Source organism: Mucilaginibacter gracilis, assembly GCF_003633615.1.
In the GTDB taxonomy this organism is placed as follows: Bacteria; Bacteroidota; Bacteroidia; order Sphingobacteriales; family Sphingobacteriaceae; genus Mucilaginibacter; species Mucilaginibacter gracilis.
On the sequence record NZ_RBKU01000001.1, the window covers coordinates 499090 to 520310 of the forward strand.

Annotated in this window: 18 protein-coding genes; 13 read left to right on the forward strand and 5 right to left on the reverse strand. The window is 42.7% G+C overall.

Annotated features, from left to right (window positions below; genetic code table 11):
- Positions 1-7 precede the first annotated feature (7 nt).
- A complete protein-coding gene (locus BDD43_RS02080; RefSeq protein ID WP_121196074.1) occupies positions 8-886 on the forward strand; it encodes a ferritin-like domain-containing protein in 879 nt (292 codons plus the stop codon).
- 65 nt (positions 887-951) lie between these two features.
- On the opposite strand, the gene ettA is transcribed toward BDD43_RS02080, so the two are convergent.
- Complete coding sequence (gene ettA, locus BDD43_RS02085) at positions 952-2634, reverse strand: energy-dependent translational throttle protein EttA (RefSeq protein ID WP_121196076.1); 1683 nt, start codon at positions 2632-2634, stop codon at positions 952-954.
- 271 nt (positions 2635-2905) lie between these two features.
- Here ettA and BDD43_RS02090 point away from each other — a divergent pair, with 271 nt between their 5' ends.
- From BDD43_RS02090 to BDD43_RS02145, 12 genes are all read left to right on the forward strand, one after another.
- Complete coding sequence (locus BDD43_RS02090; protein WP_121196078.1) at positions 2906-3862, forward strand: hypothetical protein; 957 nt, start codon at positions 2906-2908, stop codon at positions 3860-3862.
- A gap of 8 nt (positions 3863-3870) precedes the next feature.
- On the forward strand, positions 3871-4533 hold the full coding sequence (locus BDD43_RS02095; RefSeq protein ID WP_121196079.1) for a hypothetical protein: 663 nt from the start codon (positions 3871-3873) through the stop codon (positions 4531-4533).
- Positions 4515-5291, forward strand: coding sequence for a sensor histidine kinase (locus BDD43_RS02100; RefSeq protein ID WP_121196081.1), 777 nt, complete (start codon positions 4515-4517; stop codon positions 5289-5291). The genes BDD43_RS02095 and BDD43_RS02100 overlap by 19 nt, the downstream gene beginning before the upstream one ends.
- Positions 5292-5298: 7 nt before the next feature.
- The gene (locus BDD43_RS02105) at positions 5299-5940 is read left to right on the forward strand and encodes a response regulator transcription factor (RefSeq protein WP_121196083.1); all 642 of its coding nucleotides are present in this window, start codon (positions 5299-5301) and stop codon (positions 5938-5940) included.
- Positions 5941-6329: 389 nt separating this feature from the next.
- Entirely contained in the window at positions 6330-8870 is a 2541-nt protein-coding gene (locus tag BDD43_RS02110) for an ATP-dependent Clp protease ATP-binding subunit (RefSeq protein WP_121196084.1), read from the forward strand.
- 651 nt (positions 8871-9521) lie between these two features.
- Complete coding sequence (locus BDD43_RS02115; RefSeq protein ID WP_121196086.1) at positions 9522-10925, forward strand: NAD-dependent succinate-semialdehyde dehydrogenase; 1404 nt, start codon at positions 9522-9524, stop codon at positions 10923-10925.
- A gap of 123 nt (positions 10926-11048) precedes the next feature.
- A complete protein-coding gene (gene adhP / locus BDD43_RS02120; protein WP_121196088.1) occupies positions 11049-12083 on the forward strand; it encodes an alcohol dehydrogenase AdhP in 1035 nt (344 codons plus the stop codon).
- 34 nt (positions 12084-12117) lie between these two features.
- On the forward strand, positions 12118-13239 hold the full coding sequence (locus BDD43_RS02125) for an NAD(P) transhydrogenase subunit alpha (RefSeq protein WP_246001408.1): 1122 nt from the start codon (positions 12118-12120) through the stop codon (positions 13237-13239).
- Complete coding sequence (locus BDD43_RS02130; RefSeq protein WP_121196089.1) at positions 13236-13574, forward strand: NAD(P) transhydrogenase subunit alpha; 339 nt, start codon at positions 13236-13238, stop codon at positions 13572-13574. The genes BDD43_RS02125 and BDD43_RS02130 overlap by 4 nt, the downstream gene beginning before the upstream one ends.
- Complete coding sequence (locus BDD43_RS02135) at positions 13567-14967, forward strand: NAD(P)(+) transhydrogenase (Re/Si-specific) subunit beta (RefSeq protein ID WP_211339642.1); 1401 nt, start codon at positions 13567-13569, stop codon at positions 14965-14967. Before BDD43_RS02130 ends, BDD43_RS02135 begins: the two co-directional genes overlap by 8 nt.
- A gap of 57 nt (positions 14968-15024) precedes the next feature.
- Positions 15025-16626 carry a Na+/H+ antiporter gene (locus tag BDD43_RS02140; RefSeq protein ID WP_121196091.1) on the forward strand — a complete coding sequence of 534 codons (1602 nt, stop codon included), beginning with the start codon at positions 15025-15027 and terminating at the stop codon, positions 16624-16626.
- A gap of 216 nt (positions 16627-16842) precedes the next feature.
- Entirely contained in the window at positions 16843-18054 is a 1212-nt protein-coding gene (locus BDD43_RS02145; RefSeq protein ID WP_121196092.1) for an ATP-binding protein, read from the forward strand.
- A 257-nt stretch (positions 18055-18311) separates the two neighbouring features.
- Here BDD43_RS02145 and BDD43_RS02150 read toward each other — a convergent pair whose 3' ends face one another.
- Genes BDD43_RS02150 through BDD43_RS02165 form a run of 4 tightly spaced genes read right to left on the reverse strand, consistent with a single transcriptional unit; the run spans position 18312 to position 21193 of the window.
- Positions 18312-19076: a LytR/AlgR family response regulator transcription factor gene (locus BDD43_RS02150; RefSeq protein ID WP_121196094.1), complete on the reverse strand. Its 765-nt coding sequence runs from the start codon at positions 19074-19076 to the stop codon at positions 18312-18314.
- An 11-nt stretch (positions 19077-19087) separates the two neighbouring features.
- On the reverse strand, positions 19088-20134 hold the full coding sequence (locus BDD43_RS02155; RefSeq protein WP_121196095.1) for a sensor histidine kinase: 1047 nt from the start codon (positions 20132-20134) through the stop codon (positions 19088-19090).
- Positions 20135-20170: 36 nt separating this feature from the next.
- Complete coding sequence (locus tag BDD43_RS02160) at positions 20171-20545, reverse strand: DUF2147 domain-containing protein (protein WP_121196097.1); 375 nt, start codon at positions 20543-20545, stop codon at positions 20171-20173.
- 21 nt (positions 20546-20566) lie between these two features.
- A complete protein-coding gene (locus BDD43_RS02165; RefSeq protein ID WP_147425546.1) occupies positions 20567-21193 on the reverse strand; it encodes an outer membrane protein in 627 nt (208 codons plus the stop codon).
- Positions 21194-21221: the final 28 nt, after the last annotated feature.

A 21221-nucleotide genomic window follows, 5' to 3' on the forward strand; every position in this document is an offset into this window, starting at 1 on the left:
TCACGCCATGAATATTTTCAGTATAATAGAAGAATTAGAAAAAGTTGATCCTGAATTGAACGACAGGTTTAGCCCACGCCGTGCGGCTATAAAAAATATAACCAGTTTTGGCTCAAAGGTAGCCGTTGCTGCATTACCATTTGCATTTGCCACCTTATTTAAACGCGCTTACGGACAAGCTGTTGGCGACATTGGTAACGTTAACGGAGTATTAAATTTTGCTTTAAAGTTAGAATACCTTGAAGCTGCATTTTATACCCAGGGTGTTGCAACAACCAATTTAATTGCTGCTGCCGATTTAGCTTCGATAACCGTAATCCGCGATCACGAAAAGGCTCACGTAGCTTTATTGCAAGGTGCTTTAGGTGCCGCAGCGGTACCACAATCTGGCCAGGGCGTTAATGGTGTTTACGATTTTACAACATCGTTCCCAACCGTGTTTACCAATTACGATACATTTTTGGCCGTTGCAAACGCGCTCGAAGATACGGGTGTAAGGGCTTACAAAGGCCAGGCTCCAAATTTAATTGGTAACCCGGTATTAACTACAGCATTAAACATTCACTCGGTTGAGGCTCGCCATGCGGCACACATTCGCCAAATACGCCAAAAACGTGGTGGTGCTGCGGCAACACTTAAACCCTGGATATCTGGCAGTGCAAGCGTGAGCAACGATACAGGCATTGGTGCCGCTGTTGATGGCAACTATGGTGCTGGCGTTAGCGGTTATCCTGCCGAAAACAACACAACACAAGGCGGTGTTAACATTACTACTTTGGCAGCTGTTAGCGGTACAACATCAATAACTGCTGCTATAGAAGCTTTTGATGAACCACTAGATTACGTTAGCGTTTTTAACCTTGTAAAGGGCTTTGGGGTTAAATAACCTTTGTTAATCTAAATTGTGAGAAAGGCTGCCACCAAAAATGGCAGCCTTTATTTATTTGCTTTTTACCCAGCCAGTTTTTTATACCTAATGCGTTTAGGTGCAATATCGCCAAGGCGTTTTTTACGGTTTTCCTCATAATCGCTGTAGTTGCCTTCAAAAAAGTAAACCTGCGAATCGCCTTCAAAGGCCAGTATATGGGTACAAATCCTATCTAAAAACCAACGGTCGTGACTTATCACTACGGCGCAGCCTGCAAAGTTTTCCAGGGCTTCTTCTAAGGCGCGTAAAGTATTTACGTCAATATCGTTAGTGGGCTCATCAAGCAGCAACACGTTCGAGCCCTTTTTGAGCGTAATAGCCAAATGCACACGGTTACGCTCGCCGCCCGATAGTACGTTTACCTTTTTTTGCTGATCGGCACCGTTAAAGTTAAATTTAGAAACATATGCCCGCGAGTTAAGCGGACGGTTACCCAGCAATATGGTTTCGTTACCATCGGTAATGTTTTCCCAAACAGATTTATTGGCGTCCAAATCGTCGTGCATCTGGTCGACGTAACCTAATGCAACCGTTTCGCCAACGCGGAAAGTTCCGGCATCGGGCTTTTCCTGCCCGGTAATTAAACGGAACAGCGTGGTTTTACCCGCGCCGTTTGGCCCAATAATACCTACAATACCGGCCGGCGGTAACGAAAAACTCAGGTTATCAAACAACAATTTATCGCCATAGGCCTTGGTTACGTTGGTCGCTTCAATAACTATATTACCAAGGCGCGGGCCGGGCGGTATAAATAGTTCCAGCTTATCTTCGCGTTCCTTCCCATCCTCCGATGCCAGCTTATCATAGTTTGATAAACGCGCCTTTGATTTTGCATGCCGCGCCTTAGGTGCCATACGCACCCATTCCAGTTCCCGTTCCAAAGTTTTTTGGCGTTTGCTCTCCGTTTTTTCTTCCTGGGCCAAACGTTTGGATTTTTGATCTAACCACGACGAGTAATTACCTTTCCAAGGTATGCCCTCGCCCCTGTCAAGCTCCAGTATCCATCCGGCAACGTTATCTAAAAAGTACCTATCGTGCGTAACCGCTATAACGGTGCCTTTATACTGTTTTAAATGTTGCTCCAACCAATCTATCGATTCGGCATCAAGGTGGTTGGTAGGCTCGTCCAGCAACAAAACATCCGGTTCTTTCAACAACAGTCGGCACAAAGCAACCCGCCTGCGCTCGCCACCCGATAATACCGATATCAAAGCATCCGGATCGGGGCAGCGCAATGCATCCATAGCGCGTTCCAACTTGGTATCCAGTTCCCAGGCGTTGGTGGCATCAATAATATCCTGCAATTCGCCCTGGCGGTTTAACAACTTATCCATGGCATCGGCATCCTCGTAGTATTCGGGTAAGCCAAATTTTTCGTTAATGTCTTCGTATTCTTTTAAAACCGCTGTAGTTTCTGATACGCCTTCTTCAACCACTTCGCGAACGGTTTTGTTAGGGTCAAGCTCAGGTTCCTGGGCAAGGTAACCTACGGTATATCCCGGCGAAAACACAACTTCGCCCTGGTACGATTTATCTAAACCGGCAATGATTTTCAGTACCGACGATTTACCCGAACCGTTTAAACCAATAACGCCAATTTTGGCCCCATAAAAAAAAGAGAGGTAAATATTTTTTAAAACCTGTTTTTGCGGCGGATAAACTTTATTTATTCCAGCCATTGAAAAAATGATCTTTTCGTCTGCCATAGTAGTATTTAAGAGAGAGACGAATATCGGGAAATATGTGAGAGTTACCGATTGATATTTAAAATTAGTGAACCAACAGGATAGCCTTACGGGAGCATTTATACATCCAGAAAATAAACTCCTTTTACGGTATGATAAGCCTTTTTAATCGGGTGTTTTTACGGTATTAAACAGGTTGAAATACGTTGATTTTGCAATTGTTTATCAACAATTTAGTAAAACGTAAAAAGTCACAATTAATTATTATTTTCACACTTAAACCCTAAACATCATGAAAAACTTATTATTTGGATTATCGGTGTTATTATTTGCCGCATCGTGCGGACAAAACAAAGGTAGTACGGCATTCCCCGGCGCAACAGCGGCGGAGGCAAAAATGAGACCTATGCTGCCACCAGCCTCCGTTAAAGCTTTAAGCTTAAATAATATTGACAAGGCAACTGCCTTGAAAATGATCGATCATTTTGCAAGATATAGTGCCCACGACAATAAGCCCTCCATAGTATCTTACTGGATTAGCTGGGACATGTTAAACGCTATGGTTACTATGCTTGATAAAGAACTGGCCGCCCAAACATCAACCAGTAAACCCGGACCTATTGATGGCGTACGTATTTATTTTGCAGCCGATCCCAGCGTAACAACGTTTCCGTTAAAACCTACTATTATATTGGTTTCCACTAAGGATAGCGGCGATTTTAGCCCGCAAGAAAGGTTGCACCACGATTATTACGAACATGCGGCTAACGATGCCTTGTTTAGTTTAAACAGTATTGTACAGCCTGGTGTGGCTGCAGCACCAGGTGCAAAATTATATGCGGTAAGCGGCGAACGTGATGATGTTAATTGTGTGCCCCTACCCCATAATATAACCCGAGATAAAGCTGAAAAAATGGTTATGGGTTTTAAAAACCATGCTATAAATACAGTAAGCGAGTGGTTTGATTTAAACATGTTTGAGGTATTAGCTAAAGACCCTCACCACTACGGCCTGCGTATTTATTATGCCACCCACCCAAATACCGATACCGGCATTGAAGGGCGCGATGCCTTTGTTATCACAACTACATTGTATGATGCTGCGGCAAGGGCAAATGTAGACGTTTTTGATTGCTCGGTAATAAGTAATGTTAGAAAAAGCTATAATAAAAATAAAAAGGCACGGAGTCCGCTTTTCCCGCCTCCCGGAGACGACAATGGCGAACTATGCCCTTATAACTGTAATTAACCACCATCATGTTTCAATATCTTACAGCAAATACCGTTGTTGAGCTTATCTGCTTTATAGCCGCACTGCTTTGCCTGGCTACCGATAAAAGCTATGTTTGGCGCGCCATGATATTATATTTATTGACAACATGCATTACCGAATTGATGGGTATATATATATCGGGCCCTCATAAGCTAATAAGTAACCATTGGCTCTACAATATTTTTTTGCTGTGCGAAGGTGGCTTCACACATTTAATGTTTGCTCACTTAATTGGCAAATACACCAATAGCAAGCCGGTAATTTTTACCGGGCTTGCTATATTTATTGGCATATATATTTATGAACTAACAAATAATTACAACCACCATTTATACATCTATAACATACAAACCTTTACCGTTATGTCGGTACTGTTTGTGCTGTATTCGTTGTACTATTATTACCTCCAGCTAAAGGACGATAGTTATGTGGTGCTCAAATATTCGCCCGAGTTTTGGTGGGTGGCCGGCACCTTGTTTTTTTATTTTACCAACACGGCCTGCAACATATTTTTCAACCAGTTAAAAACCATAACCCTGTGGAATGGGTATCACCTAACACACTACATTTTTAGGTTGCTTAATATTATACTCTATAGCTGTTGGAGTTACTCATTTATTTGCCGAAAATGGATATCAAAGTATTAGTACTCGTCACCACGCTTATATTCTTGATAGCACCTGCCTTTATCATACTGTTTGTTTTTGTTTATAACCAGCGCAAAAAAAGCCATATTGAAGAGAAGGCATTAATGCGGGTTACATTTGAGGCCGAGTTAACCAAAACCCAACTCGAGGTTCAGGAACAAACCATGCAAACCATAGGAGCCGATTTGCACGATAATATAGGCCAATTGTTAAGCCTAACTTCGCTTACGCTGAATTCGATAGAATTGGATAATGTAGAGCGGTCAAGGCAAAAAATTGATGCGGCTATTGATTTAACCATGCGGTCGATAAAAGAGATGAGGTTATTGGGCAAGCTACTACAGGGCGACCAGCTCATCGTAATCGGCCTGTCCGAAGCAATCAAACACGAAATTAACTGGCTCGAGCGATCGGGTAAATACATAATAGACTACGTGTTGGAAGGTGATTTGCCTGCGGTTAATAATTCCGACAAGGACCTTATCCTTTTCCGCATTTTGCAGGAAGTTTTAAATAACATTATCAAGCACGCCGAGGCAACTCAAATTAACCTGAAAATGGAATACGCAGATAACCTGCTGCGCCTGCAAATTGACGATAACGGCGTGGGTTTTAACGCCGCCATTTTACCTGTAAATAAGCTTGGCATGGGCCTGCAAAACATGAATAAGCGGGCAGCCATAGTAAACGGGCAGGTACAGGTAAACTCGCAGCCCAATAAAGGTACATGCATCATCATTTCTATTCCGTATCCTTAACTAACTCATGGAAACCGAACAAATAAATATAGCAATTGTAGACGACCATACCCTTTTCAGAAACGGTATAGCCGCCTTAATGAGCGAATTTAACGAACTGAGGGTTGTTTTCGATGCCGAAAACGGCAAGCAACTACAACAAATGCTGCTAAACCACCCCCAGCCGCAAGTAATATTGATGGATATAAACATGCCCGTGATGGATGGTTACGAAACCACCAAATGGCTCAAAGCAAAATATCCGCAAATAAAGGTACTTGCCCTTAGCATGTTTGAAGATGATAAGGCCGTTATACAAATGATAAAATGCGGTGCCGGTGGCTATGTACTTAAAGAATCAAAACCGCGCGAACTTTTGGAAGCTATTAAATCCATCTATAACAAGGGTAGCTACCTTAACGAAATGGTTTCGGGCAAACTCATCCGCTCCATTACCGATGTGGAAACGTTGCCACATATCTCAAAAAAAGAGGAAGAATTTTTACGCCTGTCGTGCTCGGAGTTAACCTATAAAGAAATTGCCGAAGTAATGTTTGTAAGCCCGCGCACGGTTGATAATTACCGCGAGTCGCTTTTTCAAAAGCTCAACATTAAATCGCGCACGGGCCTGGTTTTATATGCCATCCAAAACGAAATATTTAAATTTTAAGCCGGGGCGCCTTAAAAGAGAATTGAAGTAAAAGTAAAACTCGGTGCAATTTGGCTTGTTATTAAAATTGTTCTGTCTAATTGTCATAGTGTGACTTAATTTCCTGTTTCACGGGTAATTTTTTTAACGGAGTGTTAAAAAACGTTTAATTAATGTTACAGGTGGTGCTTGCTTTAACCAAAATGGCTGTTTATATTTACGGTGCAGCCCCGCTTTGTTTTACATAAAAGCTTAATTTATTAATAATTGCATGTTATATCATTGTAATGTCTGTTTTAATAACAAAAATAAGCTTGGCAGCGTTGTTGATATTGTTAAAGAAAATTACGTGCTAATAATAGAAACTATTTTATAGATTAGGACGTTCAAACATTTGAAAGGTATATTATATGGAAGCTAAATTTTCGCCCCGTGTTAAAGACGTGATCTCGTACAGCAGAGAGGAAGCCCTTCGCCTTGGGCATGATTATATAGGTACGGAGCACCTTTTATTAGGGCTCATCCGCGATGGCGACGGGGTTGCTATTAAACTGCTTAAAAGTTTAGCTGTTGATACCGCCCGTTTGCGCCGCGCTATAGAAGACGCTGTAAAGGGAACATCAGGCACTAACGTTAATATTGGTAGCATCCCGCTAACCAAACAAGCCGAAAAGGTATTGAAAATAACCTATCTGGAAGCTAAAATATTTAAAAGCGACGTTATTGGCACCGAGCATTTATTGTTATCAATACTGCGCGATGAAGATAACATTGCATCGCAAATTTTAATGCAGTTTAACGTGAACTATGAGGTATTTAAAGGCGAAGTTGACTCGCATAAAAACGATGTAACGGACGAAATGCCCGGATCACCAACCGGAGGCGACGATGATTTCCGCGAGGAAGAATCGTTCAGCCAGCCTAAAAAAGTATCCGATATCAAATCAAAAACACCGGTTCTTGATAATTTTGGCCGCGATTTAACCAAGGCTGCCGAAGATGGCAAGCTTGACCCAATTGTTGGCCGCGAAAAAGAAATTGAAAGAGTATCGCAAATACTATCGCGCCGTAAAAAAAACAATCCTATATTAATAGGTGAGCCGGGTGTTGGTAAAAGTGCAATTGCCGAAGGTTTGGCATTACGCATTGTACAACGCAAGGTATCGCGCGTGTTGTTTAACAAACGCGTTGTTACGCTTGATTTAGCTTCGCTTGTTGCCGGTACAAAATACCGCGGCCAGTTTGAAGAGCGTATGAAAGCAGTAATGAACGAACTTGAAAAATCGCCGGATGTTATTTTGTTTATCGACGAGATACATACTATAGTTGGCGCAGGTGGTGCTTCTGGTTCTTTAGATGCATCAAACATGTTTAAACCTGCCCTGGCCCGTGGCGAGATACAATGCATTGGCGCAACTACTTTAGATGAGTACCGCCAGTACATTGAAAAAGATGGCGCGTTAGACCGTCGTTTCCAAAAGGTTATGGTTGAACCTGCTACTCCCGATGAAACTATCGAAATTTTAACCCGCATTAAGGATAAGTACGAAGAGCACCATGGTGTTACATACACGCCCGAAGCTATTAATGCCTGCGTTGCCTTAACAGCACGTTACATAACCGACAGGTTTTTACCTGATAAGGCTATTGATGCCTTAGACGAATCGGGTTCGCGCGTTCACTTAACCAATATACACGTACCACAAAATATATTGGATGTTGAAGCTAAGATAGAGCAGATAAAAATTGAGAAGAACAAAGTAGTACGCAGCCAGAAATACGAAGAAGCAGCTAAACTGAGGGATACCGAAAAACATTTATTGGAAGAACTTGAACAAGCTAAAGCAGTTTGGGAAGCCGAAACCAAATCAAAACGTTATACCGTTACCGAAGATAATGTTGCCGAGGTAGTATCAATGATGACAGGCATACCTGTACAACGTGTTGGCCAGGCCGATAGCCAAAAACTGCTTAACATGGCCGAAAAGGTTGCCGATAAAATTATTGGACAAGATGAAGCCATTAAAAAATTAGCCAAGGCTATACAACGTACCCGTGCAGGTTTAAAAGACCCTAAAAAACCAATTGGCTCGTTTATATTTTTAGGCCCAACCGGTGTTGGTAAAACCGAGCTTGCCAAAGAGCTTGCCCGTTTTATGTTTGATACCGAAGATGCGCTGATACAGATTGACATGAGCGAATACATGGAGAAATTTGCCGTATCACGTTTAGTAGGTGCGCCTCCGGGCTACGTAGGTTACGAAGAAGGCGGACAGCTAACCGAAAAAGTTAGGCGCAAACCATACTCGGTAGTGTTATTGGATGAAATTGAAAAAGCTCACCCGGATGTATTTAACATTTTGTTACAGGTGTTAGATGAAGGCCAGCTTACAGATTCGTTAGGCCGCAAGGTTGATTTTAGGAACACCATTATCATCATGACATCGAACATTGGCGCACGCCAGTTGAAAGATTTTGGCCAAGGCGTTGGCTTTAGCACCGCAGCCAAAGTTAATCAGGCCGATTCGCACTCACGTGGTGTTATCGAAAGCGCTTTAAAACGTGCCTTTGCTCCCGAATTTTTAAACCGTATTGATGATGTTATTGTGTTTAACTCGTTAGGTAAAGATGAGATATTCAAAATCATCGATATTGAGTTAGCCTCATTATTTGGCAGGGTACATGCTTTAGGTTACAAAATTGAATTAACCGAAAACGCCAAAGAGTTTATTGCCGAGAAAGGTTTCGACTCGCAATTTGGTGCCAGGCCATTAAAACGAGCCATCCAAAAATATCTGGAAGACCCAATTGCCGAAGAGATATTAAAAGGCGAGTTGGTTGAAGGTGATGTAATGGAAGTTGACCACGATAAAGAATCGGGCGAGGTAAAGGTTATTGGCAAACACTCCGGTGGCGAAAGAAAGCAAGAAGAAGAAGAAAAAAAGGATTAATTGAGCAGTAATTTTGCTTACCAAGCATATACAAAAAGCCCCTGTTGGGGCTTTTTGTATATAACAACTTTGATAATAACTTGATGCCCTATTGATTTCGGAATATCAATAAATTTCGCCTTAGCCCTCCGTTGTTCAATACGCAAATTTTGTTGCAAAATGGTATTTTCCCCAAATTACCAACACCTGTGCAATCCCTTTATCATATTCTTTCAAAGTTACGGCTTTAGCAGATTTCAACTATAAACTAGGCCTACCCATCCCAAGGGTTCATCAGCATAGCCACGGCCAGCTGGGTAGCTTAACCGCGGAATAATAAAAGCCTTAGAGCGGGGAATAGCAATATAATAACGGTTTGGCCAGCGCCGTATGGTGTTCATAGTTATTAGACCTAACAATAGCCCGTCAAATAAACAGATTGCATGGGTGTTCCCAAAAGTCGTCCGTTTCAACCGTAACGCTATCAAACCATTCATCTATCTCATCCGAAAATTCCATTAATTCTCTACTCATGGCAAACTGTTTAATAATAGCAAAACTACCATAATATACACAAAGAAATGTGAGCAGGCTCACCTTGATCACTGTCCTTTATCATTTTCCCTCGTCAGTATAAATATAGCTTTGTATAACATTAAAAATCAAATTAAAATGGAAACAGTAGCTAAGGTATCGCCTATTAAAACCATAAACCCATTTAATAATGAGTTGGTTAAATCTTTCGATGTGATGACCGAAGAACAGATTGATTCAAAGATTGCTCTTGCTGATGAGGCGTTCCAAAAATGGAAAAATACCCCAAAAACGGAACGGGCGCAGCTTTTATACCGTGTCGCGCATATCATGCGTGTAAAATCAGTTCAACTGGCAAATTTGGCCACGCTGGAAATGGGGAAATTAGTGAAAGAAAGCCGGGCAGAAGTGGAACTATGTGCTGCCATATTTGACTATTACGCTGAGCACGGCGAACGGTTTCTGGCCGATCAGCCCCTTGAAACTCCTCAAGGCTCCGCATTTCTGAGTTACGAGCCAATCGGTGTGTTGCTCAGTATACAACCCTGGAATTTTCCTTTTTACCAAATCACCCGTTCGGCAGCGCCACACCTGATGGCCGGTAATACCATGCTGTTGAAACACGCATCAAATGTGCCCCAATGCGCACAGATTATGGAAGATATTTTTACAGAAGCCGGTTTTCCTAAAGGTGTTTACCAGAACTTGTTTATACCGGGCAGTAAAATAGATAGTTTGATAGCCGATAAGCGGATTAAAGCCGTAACATTTACCGGCAGCGAACCTGCTGGCTCGTCTATTGCCGCGGCTGCCGGTAAATATATCAAAAAATCCACTTTAGAACTGGGCGGTAGCGATGCATTTGTGGTGCTGGATGATGCTGATGTAGAAAAAGCTGCCGAGGCCGCTGTACGCGGCCGGATGTGGAATGCCGGCCAGGTATGTGTGTCGCCTAAGAGAGTAATAGTTGAAGAGGCAGTGGCAGACCTATTTCTGGAAAAAGTCAAAACTAAGTTTGCCGCGTTAAAAGTAGGAAATCCGACGGATGAACAAACTGACCTCGCTCCATTAAGCAGTGAAAAAGCAGTGGAGGATGTAATTAAACAAGTTCAAAAAGCTGTTGAACAGGGAGCAAAAGTAATAACCGGCGGACATCGTATCGATCGCCCGGGCGCTTTTATGGAGCCTACCATCCTGACCGACATACAGCCAGGAACCGACGCATATCAGGAAGAAATTTTTGGCCCGGTTTTCATGTTTTACAGGGTAAAGAACGAGCAGGCCGCCATTAACCTGGCAAATGCAACCGACTTTGGCCTTGGAGGCAGCGTATTCAGCTCCAATAATGAAAGGGCAGTGCAGGTGGCCAGAAAGATAGAAACAGGTATGGTTTACATCAACCACGTAACCGGGATAGCCCCTGAATTGCCTTTTGGCGGCACCAAACATTCTGGTTATGGCAGGGAACAATCTCCTGCAGCCATCTACGAATTTGTTAATGCTAAATTGATTAGGGTAACCACACCCGATAGTGCTTACTAATTAAAAGCATGAATGGCCGCTGCTTGCGGCCATTCATGCTTTTAGGGCTATTGCCCTATTTTATTAGCCTTTAACCCAAAAAAATAAAACCAATTTTCTATAACCATTACTTATAAAAAAATTATGATTCCTAAAAAAATGAAAGCAGCCGTCATCCATGCGTTTGGAGAGCCTTTGCATATCGAAGAAGTGAATGTGAGAGAACCGGGTGAAAACGAAATCCTGGTGAAAGTTATTGCCTGTGGCGTATGCCATACTGATTTGCATGCCTGCCAGGGAGATTGGCCCGCCAAACCTAAAATGCCGCTAGTTCCGGGCCATGAGGCAATTGGATACGTGGTAGCGCTTGGTCATGGTGTTAACAAAATGAAGGAGGGTGATATTGTTGGTGTACCCTGGCTTTACAGTGCCTGTGGTTGTTGCGACTATTGTTATACAGGCTGGGAAACTTTATGCGAAAGTCAACAGAACGGCGGCTATAGCGTAGATGGCGGATTTGCCGAATACGTGGTGGCTGATGCCAGGTATGTTGCGCGCTTTCCATCCAATATAAATTTCACAGAAATGGCACCTATCATTTGTGCCGGTGTTACCGTTTACAAAGGATTAAAGCAAACAGACGTTAAACCCGGTGAATGGGTAGCTATTTCTGGTATCGGTGGTTTAGGGCACCTGGCGGTGCAATATGCCAAAGCAATGGGAATGCATGTTGCAGCGATAGACATCTCTGACGATAAACTAAAACTGGCAAAAGGTTTAGGCGCGGATATTACCGTAAATGCCAAAGAAAACGATCCGGGTACATTCCTTAAAAAAGAAACTGGTGGCATGCACGGCACACTGGTAACCGCACCCTCTCGGATTGCCTTTAGCCAGGGATTAAGCACGCTGCGGCGCAAGGGAGTGCTATCACTAAACGGACTGCCCGCAGGCACGTTCGACCTGTCTATTTTTGACACTGTCATCAACGGCTCTACGATCCGCGGTTCCATTGTTGGAACACGGAAGGATATGGAAGAAGCCATTGCCTTTGCCGTTGAAGGAAAAGTAAAAGCAACCGTCAAATCCGCCAGGTTGGAAGATATCAATACGGTATTTGATGATATGAAAAAAGGAGATATCAGCGGCCGGATAGTACTGGAAATAGCCAAACCATAACCCGAGCTGCTAAGGCTAATTTAATTATCTACTTATGATAACAATAGGTATACTGAGAGAGCCGTCTTTGGAGGCCCGGGTTTCTATGCTTTCGGCCGAAGTTGCGGCGCTGGTTAAAAGCGGCTGTATTGTATGGGTAGAAAGTGGTGCGGGATTAAAATCATTTTGTTCTGACACTGAATATGCATCAAGCGGTGCTATTATTAAGTCAAGGTCTGAGGTGTTAGCAACTGCCCACATTATTTTGAGCATCAACGGCAATGATATCCCGGCGCTTTTAAAAGGCAAAGTGCTTATTGGTATTTACCAGCCTTTAGCAAATGTACAACTCATTGAAGCCTGGAAGCAACAAAACCTAACGGTTTTCAGCCTGGATATGCTTCCCCGCATCACCCGGGCGCAAAGTATGGATGTATTAAGTTCTCAGGCCAATATAGCCGGTTATAAAGCAGTATTACTTGCGGCATCAATATTCCCTCATTACTTACCCATGATGATGACCGCAGCGGGGAGTGTACCACCGGCTAAGGTAATGATTATTGGGGCGGGTGTTGCAGGGCTCCAGGCCATAGCCACGGCAAGGCGTTTAGGCGCGGTTGTTGAAGTTTTTGATACCCGCCCCGAGGTAAAGGAAGAGGTGATGAGCCTGGGTGGCCGGTTTATTGAAGTTGAAGGAGCAGCGGATGCTTCTAAAGCAGGTGGCTACGCGGTAGAACAAAACGCGGAGTTTCAGCAAAGGCAGAAAGCAAGTATTGCAGAGCATATTAAAAAAACAGATATTTTAATCACCACCGCATTGATACGTGGCAAAAAAGCTCCGGTATTGGTAACCAGGGAAATGGTAGCTGCAATGAAGCCAGGCTCTGTTATCATCGACCTGGCTTCGGCCACGGGGGGCAATACCGAAGTTACTGTGGATAACGCAACTATTCAATGCGGAACTGTAACCGTGATAGGGAATAGCAACCTTGCCGCTACACTTCCCGCAGATGCCAGCAAACTCTATGGTAAAAACGTTGCCAGCTTCCTGGGCCTGCTAATCAATGAAAAGGGTGTTTTAGATGTTAACTCGCAGGATGAAATCATCAGAGCAGCCTGCGTAAGTTCAGTTAGTAAAACAAATTCCCCGTCAACCTTGAGCCCCATTTCATCATGAGCACCTTACTTAATTTTATTCACGACAACCTTGACATGTTTTATATTGTCATTTTGTCGATTTTCCTGGGTATCGAAGTCATCTCGCAGGTTCCATCAGTATTGCACACCCCACTAATGAGCGGTGCAAACGCCATTCACGGGGTAATCATTATCGGTGCTATTATCGCCATCGGCGAGACAGCACCTGATAATTACCCTGCGCTCATAATAGGCTTTTTGGCTGTTGTAGTAGGTACACTTAACGTTGTAGGGGGCTTTGTGGTTACCGACAGGATGCTGGAAATGTTTAAAAAGCGAAAACCAACAACCACAAAAACCAGCCACAATGTATAACCTGGAAGCAAGTATATTATCAGTTTGTTACCTCACCGGTTCGGTAGCATTTATTACCGGGCTTAAAATGCTGGCCCATCCCGATACGGCCCGTAGGGGTAACCAGGTTGCTGCAGGCGGTATGCTAATTGCCATCATCGCCACCCTGGTTCTTTACCGCTCGGGCGGAACACATTTACATAATTATGTATGGATAGCCGCCGCATTGGCCATCGGGGCCGTCATCGGTACAACGGCGGCACGCAAAGTACAAATGACCGCTATGCCCGAACTGGTTAGTATTTTCAATGGCATGGGTGGTTTATGCGCAGCACTCATCTCCGTCATTGAATTTGAGCACATGGCACAGGCATCTCCGGTATTGCACTCGCTTATCATTATTGCCGGCCTCGTTATCGGATCGGTGTCATTTTCGGGGAGCATGGTAGCCTATGGCAAGCTTAGCGGTAAGGTAAAGGATCATACATTTCGAGGGCAGCACAGCTTTAACCTCATCGTACTAGCACTGGTTCTGTTCGGAATTGTTTACCTGCTTTGCAGGAATCCGGGAATGCCGGGCTCTTTTGTGTTTTACACTTTACTTGCATTATCGGTTAGTTACGGTGTGTTTTTTGTACTCCCCATTGGTGGGGCGGATATGCCGGTTGTAATTTCACTACTCAATGCATGCACGGGTGTTGCAACCGCCTGCGGCGGGTTTCTTTATCAAAATCCGGTTATGCTAACCGGCGGTATCCTGGTGGGCTCTGCCGGCATGATCCTGACTATTATTATGTGCAAGGCGATGAATCGCTCCTTGACTAATGTATTGGTAGGATCATTTGGTGGAGAAACCAGCAATGCGCTTCCGGGAACAGAAGAGGCACATAAACAGATCAGTATAAGCGATGCTGCAACCGCCATGGCTTATGCCAAAAAAATTATGATTGTGCCAGGTTATGGCCTGGCTGTTGCCCAGGCCCAGAATACTTGTCATGAGCTAGAAAAATTATTAATAGAAAAAGGTGTGGAAGTAAAATATGCCATCCACCCGGTTGCAGGCCGGATGCCCGGGCACATGAATGTATTGCTGGCTGAGGCTAACGTGTCTTATGACCTGTTACTGGACATGGATCAGTCAAACGGGGAGTTTTCAACTACCGATGTCGCCTTGATTCTGGGGGCCAACGATGTGGTTAATCCCGCTGCAGAGAACGACCCGAAAAGCCCTATTTTTGGGATGAAGATACTGGATGTAGGACTTTCAAAAATGGTTGTTGTTAATAAAAGGACCATGAAACCCGGGTATGCCGGAATTCAGAATCAACTATTCTCACAGCCCAATACAAATATGCTATTCGGCGATGCAAAAGATGTTCTGCAAAAACTGATTACCGAAATCAAAGGAATGTAAGCGACCGAAAACTCAAGGGGACAGATAAAGCTGTCGGCATTTTGATATTTAAAACCCATGATAGATCTATCCCCATTTATTTTTATGGTGGCCATGCTGATTGGCCTGTCTTTACTGGCAGGTAAGATCAGGAACATACCCTACCCTATTTTATTGGTTTTAGCGGGTGTATTGGTGGGCTTCATCCCCGGTCTTCCTGTGGTTAGGCTTGACCCGGCAGTTGTTTTACTGATCTTTATGCCGCCCTTATTGTTCCGCTCTTCCTGGAACACTTCGTGGTTAGACTTTAAATCAGCTATCCGGCCCATTTCCAGGCTGGCTATAGGGCTGGTCATCTGCACTACGATGACTATCGCTGTGGTAGCCCACTACTTGATTCCGGGTTTTGGCTGGGGCGCAGCTTTTATACTTGGCGCAGTAGTTTCTCCGCCGGATGCTGTTTCCGCCGTCAGTTTAATCAGAGGGCTGGGCCTTGATAAACGGATAGTTACAATCATTGAGGGTGAAAGCCTTGTTAACGATGCTTCGGCTTTGGTAATTTACCGATCAGCGGTGGCAGCCGTGGTGAGTGGAAGCTTCATTTTTTGGAAAGCCGGATTACAGTTTTTAGCCGTTACAGTTGGCGGTATAGTGGTTGGCGGGCTGCTGGGCTACGGCTGCTGTTTGATACTCAAAAAGGCAAGAAGCAATCCTATGGCGCAAAATTGCCTTGCCCTGTTAACCCCTTTTATTTGTTACCTGGTTGCCGAGCGCTTCAATATGTCTGGCGTCCTTGCCGTGGTTGTTTCTGGTCTGGTTATATCCTGGCAGTCGCCCAGGGTATTTTCTTACCAGGGGCGCACACAATCTAATGTGGTATGGAATATGATCACGTTTTTGCTTAATGGTGTAATCTTCCTACTCATAGGGCTGGAATTATCAGATGTTATAACTAACCTCCAGGGCTTTAAACTTTCAAGCTTACTGTTTCACGGGCTGGTCATCAGTATGGCGGCTATAGGAATCCGATTTTTATTTATCATGCCGGCAAGCATCTTTCCCCGTTTGCGGGGCAAAAAACAGGAACAGGTATTTACTTGGAAAAACACGCTCGTGTTGTCCTGGACGGGTATGAGAGGGGTGGTTTCTATTGCAACTGCTTTGGCACTACCCCTGGTAACAACCTCGGGAACAGCATTTCCACACCGGAATGTGATTTTGGTTTTGACGTTTATCATTATGGTGATTACCCTGGTTGGGCAAGGCCTAACCTTACCGCTATTGATCAAATGGCTTAACTTTATTCCCACTAACGACCAAGAAGATGAAGAGTTAGAATTAAGGTTGCTCGTTATTGATCAAGATATTGCTTTTATCAATAGTCGTATTTCTGGCATCGAAACTGACGTACAAATTGTGGATCAGGTTAGACGCTTATATGAATTACGCTTCAATTGGCTGAAAGGTAATTATCTCAAAGAAAACAAAGCGCTTGAAGCAGCAATATCAACAGGCACGGTGCTGGAGCGGGTGATAAAAGCACAACTATCTGTTATTGAATTTAACCGGGAGCTGCTTGTTAAATTTTATCGGGATGGCGAATATAATGCGGACGTTATTCGTAAGCTGGAAAGAGAAATGGACCTGGATGAATCCAGGCTCCGCTCGCAATTGGAATGATACCATAATTATTGGCCATCACGCTGTTTATACAAAGATGAGCTACTTTGGTTAGCAGGGTTTATCTAAATCTGCGCTTAATTTAGCTAAATGCGTAAAAAACATGTTATTTCTCAATGTTTTATCTATTAACGATTTTTAAACTGTATTTTACTATCAAATAAAATTGTATTTTACTAACAAACAATTTTGTACTTTTGTATCACACAATTCACCATGATACTTCAATCTGCTCTTAACCAAGTTATTGAAACACAAAAAGCAAACCTATCTCAAAAAGATGCAGGCCTAAAAAGGGATGCGCTGGCAACTCTACCAAACCTGTCGGCATTTGCATTGATTGTTTCGGGAATAAGAAGATGCGGGAAAAGCACATTGCTCTTCCAGTTACTCAAAGAAAGATATCCTGATGCGCTTTATCTTAATTTTGAAGATCCTCGGCTTTATGAATTTGGCCCTACCGACTTTGCCAGGCTGGATGAATCCATAAAGGCCAGTGGAAGCAATGTGCTTTTTTTTGACGAGATACAAATTATACCGGAGTGGGAAAGATATGCCAGGCAAAAGCTGGATGAAGATTACAAATTAGTGATAACCGGTTCTAACGCTTCTTTATTAAGCAGAGAGTTAGGTACCAGATTAACTGGGCGGCATATCACAAAAGAACTTTTTCCTTTTTCTTATCATGAATTCTGCACCTTTAAAGAATTATCTTATGATAAATCTTCTTTGTTGAGCTATTTAGAATTGGGTGGCTTCCCAGAATATTTAAAGCAAGGAATACCTGAAATATTAAACCAATTATTCGAGGACATACTGATCAGGGACATCGCAGTGAGATACAGCATAAGGGATGTTACAACATTGAAGCGGCTGGCGTTCTATCTACTGTCTAATGTTTCAAAATTAATCACCGGTAACAGGCTTAAAACGCTTTTTGAAATAGGGTCAACCAGTACGGTAATGGAATATCTATCCCACCTGGAATATTCGTATTTATTACAATTTGTACCAAAATTTAGCTACTCTTTAAGAAAGCAAATCGCTAATCCCAGGAAAGTTTATGCCATAGATACGGGGCTGATTAATGTTAATTCAGGCTCCTTCTCGGAAGATAACGGACGAAAGTTCGAGAATTTGATTTACTTGCACCTACGTCAAAAATATCGAGAGATCTATTATTTTGCCGAAAAAAATGAATGCGATTTCGTTATCATCAATAACAGCAAATTAGTGGAAGCCGTCCAAGTTTGTTTCGAATTAAACCCTGATAATATAAACCGTGAACTGGATGGTGTTGTTGAAGCACTTACCTTTTTCGCCGCTCACGAAGGCTTTATAGTTACGCTTGATCAAACCGATAGGTTAGAGAAAAATGGTAAAGTTGTGCATGTAGTCCCGGCCTACCATTACGTGTCGAAATTGTAAACTACTTGTTGAGTACAATAACACTTTTGCGCCTTTTATCTAATTATAAAACGATATACCATCTGGATAGAGCCGTTAACCGGGAATTAAAGGACAATATCACGTAATATTGAAGGATTACCGGAGATTACTTTTTATTGGGCCAGACATAGCTTTGGGAATATTGCCAGAAATAAATGCCGAAAATGCCCACCCAACCCACAAAAGAACCAACGCTATTGCCGCAGCAATGGATTCCGTTAAGCTACACAAATATATCAGGCTGACTGATCCAACCATTTTTTTAATTGTGCTGATTTTTCCCTACTGATCAGGATAGCCTCATCCAGGGCGGGTGTAAGTTCGATTTTTAACTGCCCGTTAAAAGATTGATGAATTTTATGGATAGCTTTTAAAGAAACAATGAATTGGCGGCTAACCCGAAAAAAAATCTCAGGGTCCATTTCCTTTTCCAGAATTTCCAGTGTCTGATCGATCATCAACCGCTGTCCGTTATACATAATTAGAAAAGTGGCTTTATTTTCGGAAGTGAAATAAGCAATTTCACCGGCCATTACCAGGATATACTTGTCCCGGTAGGCCACTAAGAAACGGTTGCGGTAGATGGCCTGCTTGGCCTGCATGCTTTTAACCAATTGTAGTATACTCTCATCCTTTCCGATACCTGCCATAGACTTCGCCTTACGAATACCTTTTGCCAGTTTATCGGCTTCCAAAGGCTTCAGCAGGTAATCTATACCGTTTACTTCAAAGGCCTTTAATGCATATTCATCGTAAGCTGTAATAAAAATCACCGGTGAGGTAATTTGTACATGATTAAATATCTCAAAGCTCAGCCCGTCCGTTAGCCGGATATCCATGAAAATGATATCCGGCTGCTCATTCGCTTTCAACCATTGGATACTGTCATGAACCGTTTGAAGATTTGCTATTACCGTAATGTCACGGTCTAAAACATGAAGCATTTTCTTGAGCCTCTGTATGTTAGGCAACTCGTCTTCTATGATTAAAACATTTAACATCAGATTTTTTTTTAATTATTCAAATTAATTAACGGGATTTCTACCCTGAAAAAAAAGTCGGTATCGGTTATAACAGGCGCCGGGCTATTCAACAATCGGTATCTTTCCCTAATATTTTTAAGGCCCATATTCGCACCTGGTTCATTGACGGCTTTAGGTGTTTTATTATTCTCCACAACCAGCAATTTTCCATCAGGGAAGTAAATGTGAATATTCAACGGCGAGTCCGTACTAAAAACATTATGTTTAATGGCATTTTCTATCAGTAATTGTAAGGTTAAAGGAGGCACACAGTACTGGACGATATGCTCACTCTCCTCAATCTGTACACAAATACCGTCCCCATACCGAATTTGGTATAAAAATAAATAAGCTTTGATAAACTCCAGTTCTTCTTTTAAAGCGATGACATTCTGAGTTCTATTGGCTAACATATACCGGTAAATAGACGACAATTTAGCGACGTAAGAAATGGCAACCTGTGGCTGATCCTCTATTAACGCGGTTACGATACTAAGGTTATTGAACAGGAAATGCGGATCAAGTTGCAGCTTTAGTGCATCAAGCTGAGCCTGCGTTGTTAGCTGTTCCATCTCCAGCGTCTTCAGTCTGGCATCATTCCATTGGTAAAAAAAATACTCGGCTGCAAAAACAGCGGTGATAAGCAACGAAAAAATGATACCTACAATAACCGTTTGTCTGAACATCAGTTCGTCATAACCAAAATAATTAGGGAACTTAATTTCAAAAAACAAAACCAGCACCATGTAAATAACAATGATATGTATCCAAAACTGTAGGCAAAACCTGCTTTTGATGCGTCCGTCCCATGGATACCATTTATTAAGAAAGGCGGTAAGCTGTATACCCGTTTCAAAAAGGGCACCAGCATAAGCAACGCTAAACATAAATTCGAGTATAAAATCACCAAACGCATAATATCGCCAACTGTTAAAAACACGGGTGGCGGGGTTGATAAGTACCAGGATAAGATATAATACCACGCCGAAGCCCGGATAGCCATATATTCTATATAACCTATAGCTGTGTTTGTGCATATGCTAAAATAGGGAGAACTATACAAAATATCATCATCAATTCATCCTCGTCCAGGTTTCATTAAAGCTCAGGAAGCCCCATTTAACTTTAAGATTCAATTCTGTACCATTTTCGCTGATCGTGAAACGGCCATGATAGGTTTTGTTATCTTTCGGGTCAATCACAATACCTTCAAAAATTTTGGCGTTTACTGGCTTCAGGTCTTTAGCAATAATTTTGTTGTTATCTTTTTTGTCTTTTTCAGTTTCCGTATTGATCTGTTTTGCCATAAACACCCGCCCTTCCTGATAAAATTCGATAATATCTTTATCCGGGGTTTTCCATTTACCTGCTATGGCTACCTGTTGAGCCCGGGAAATTAAGCCGAAAAATACGGAGAAGAGAATAGTTATAAAAACCTGTTTGTGCATGATGATAAATTTAAGGATGAATTATAAAGGTGCTTTGATACCGATCATGGTGCTGATACCGCTCAAATGCGTACTTGATTTATTGGGAAGTTGGGGAATAGTTGATGCCTGGCCTTCCAGGTAAAATATAAATGATTTGGATACCTTGAAATTGATACCGCCGCCAGCGTTGATATACAGATAAGTACCCGAAAAGGTTGTGTAATTCACGGTAATAGACGCATTAACAAACGACGTAGAAGGAACATCAATAAAGGATGCCCCAGCACCTGCCAGAACAAATGGCTGCCACCGGCCAAAGCTGTGCTGGTAACCGATATTTAAGCCCAGGTTAGTACTGTTTGCTTTAGCGTTAATCAGCGAGTTGATGGTGCCGAAATCGTTTTGAGATTGAAAATCTACTGTAGTTTGACCGAATTGAAATTTGATGAAATAGTTTTGGTGATAGTTGAGCTGTAGGGCGGTCATTGCATTGGAGCCAAGCAGCGTGTTAGTGTTTTTGACCTGGTCATATGGAATAAAAATGCCGACAGACCCTCCGAAATCCAGGTACAATTTTCGGGCTGTAGGATCATCATTGCTTTGTGCGCGCACAGTAGATACTAATGTGCCGACAAACATCAGCGTAATACAGAATTTAATTTTCATAAAGGAGATTAATTGATGCGGTATTATT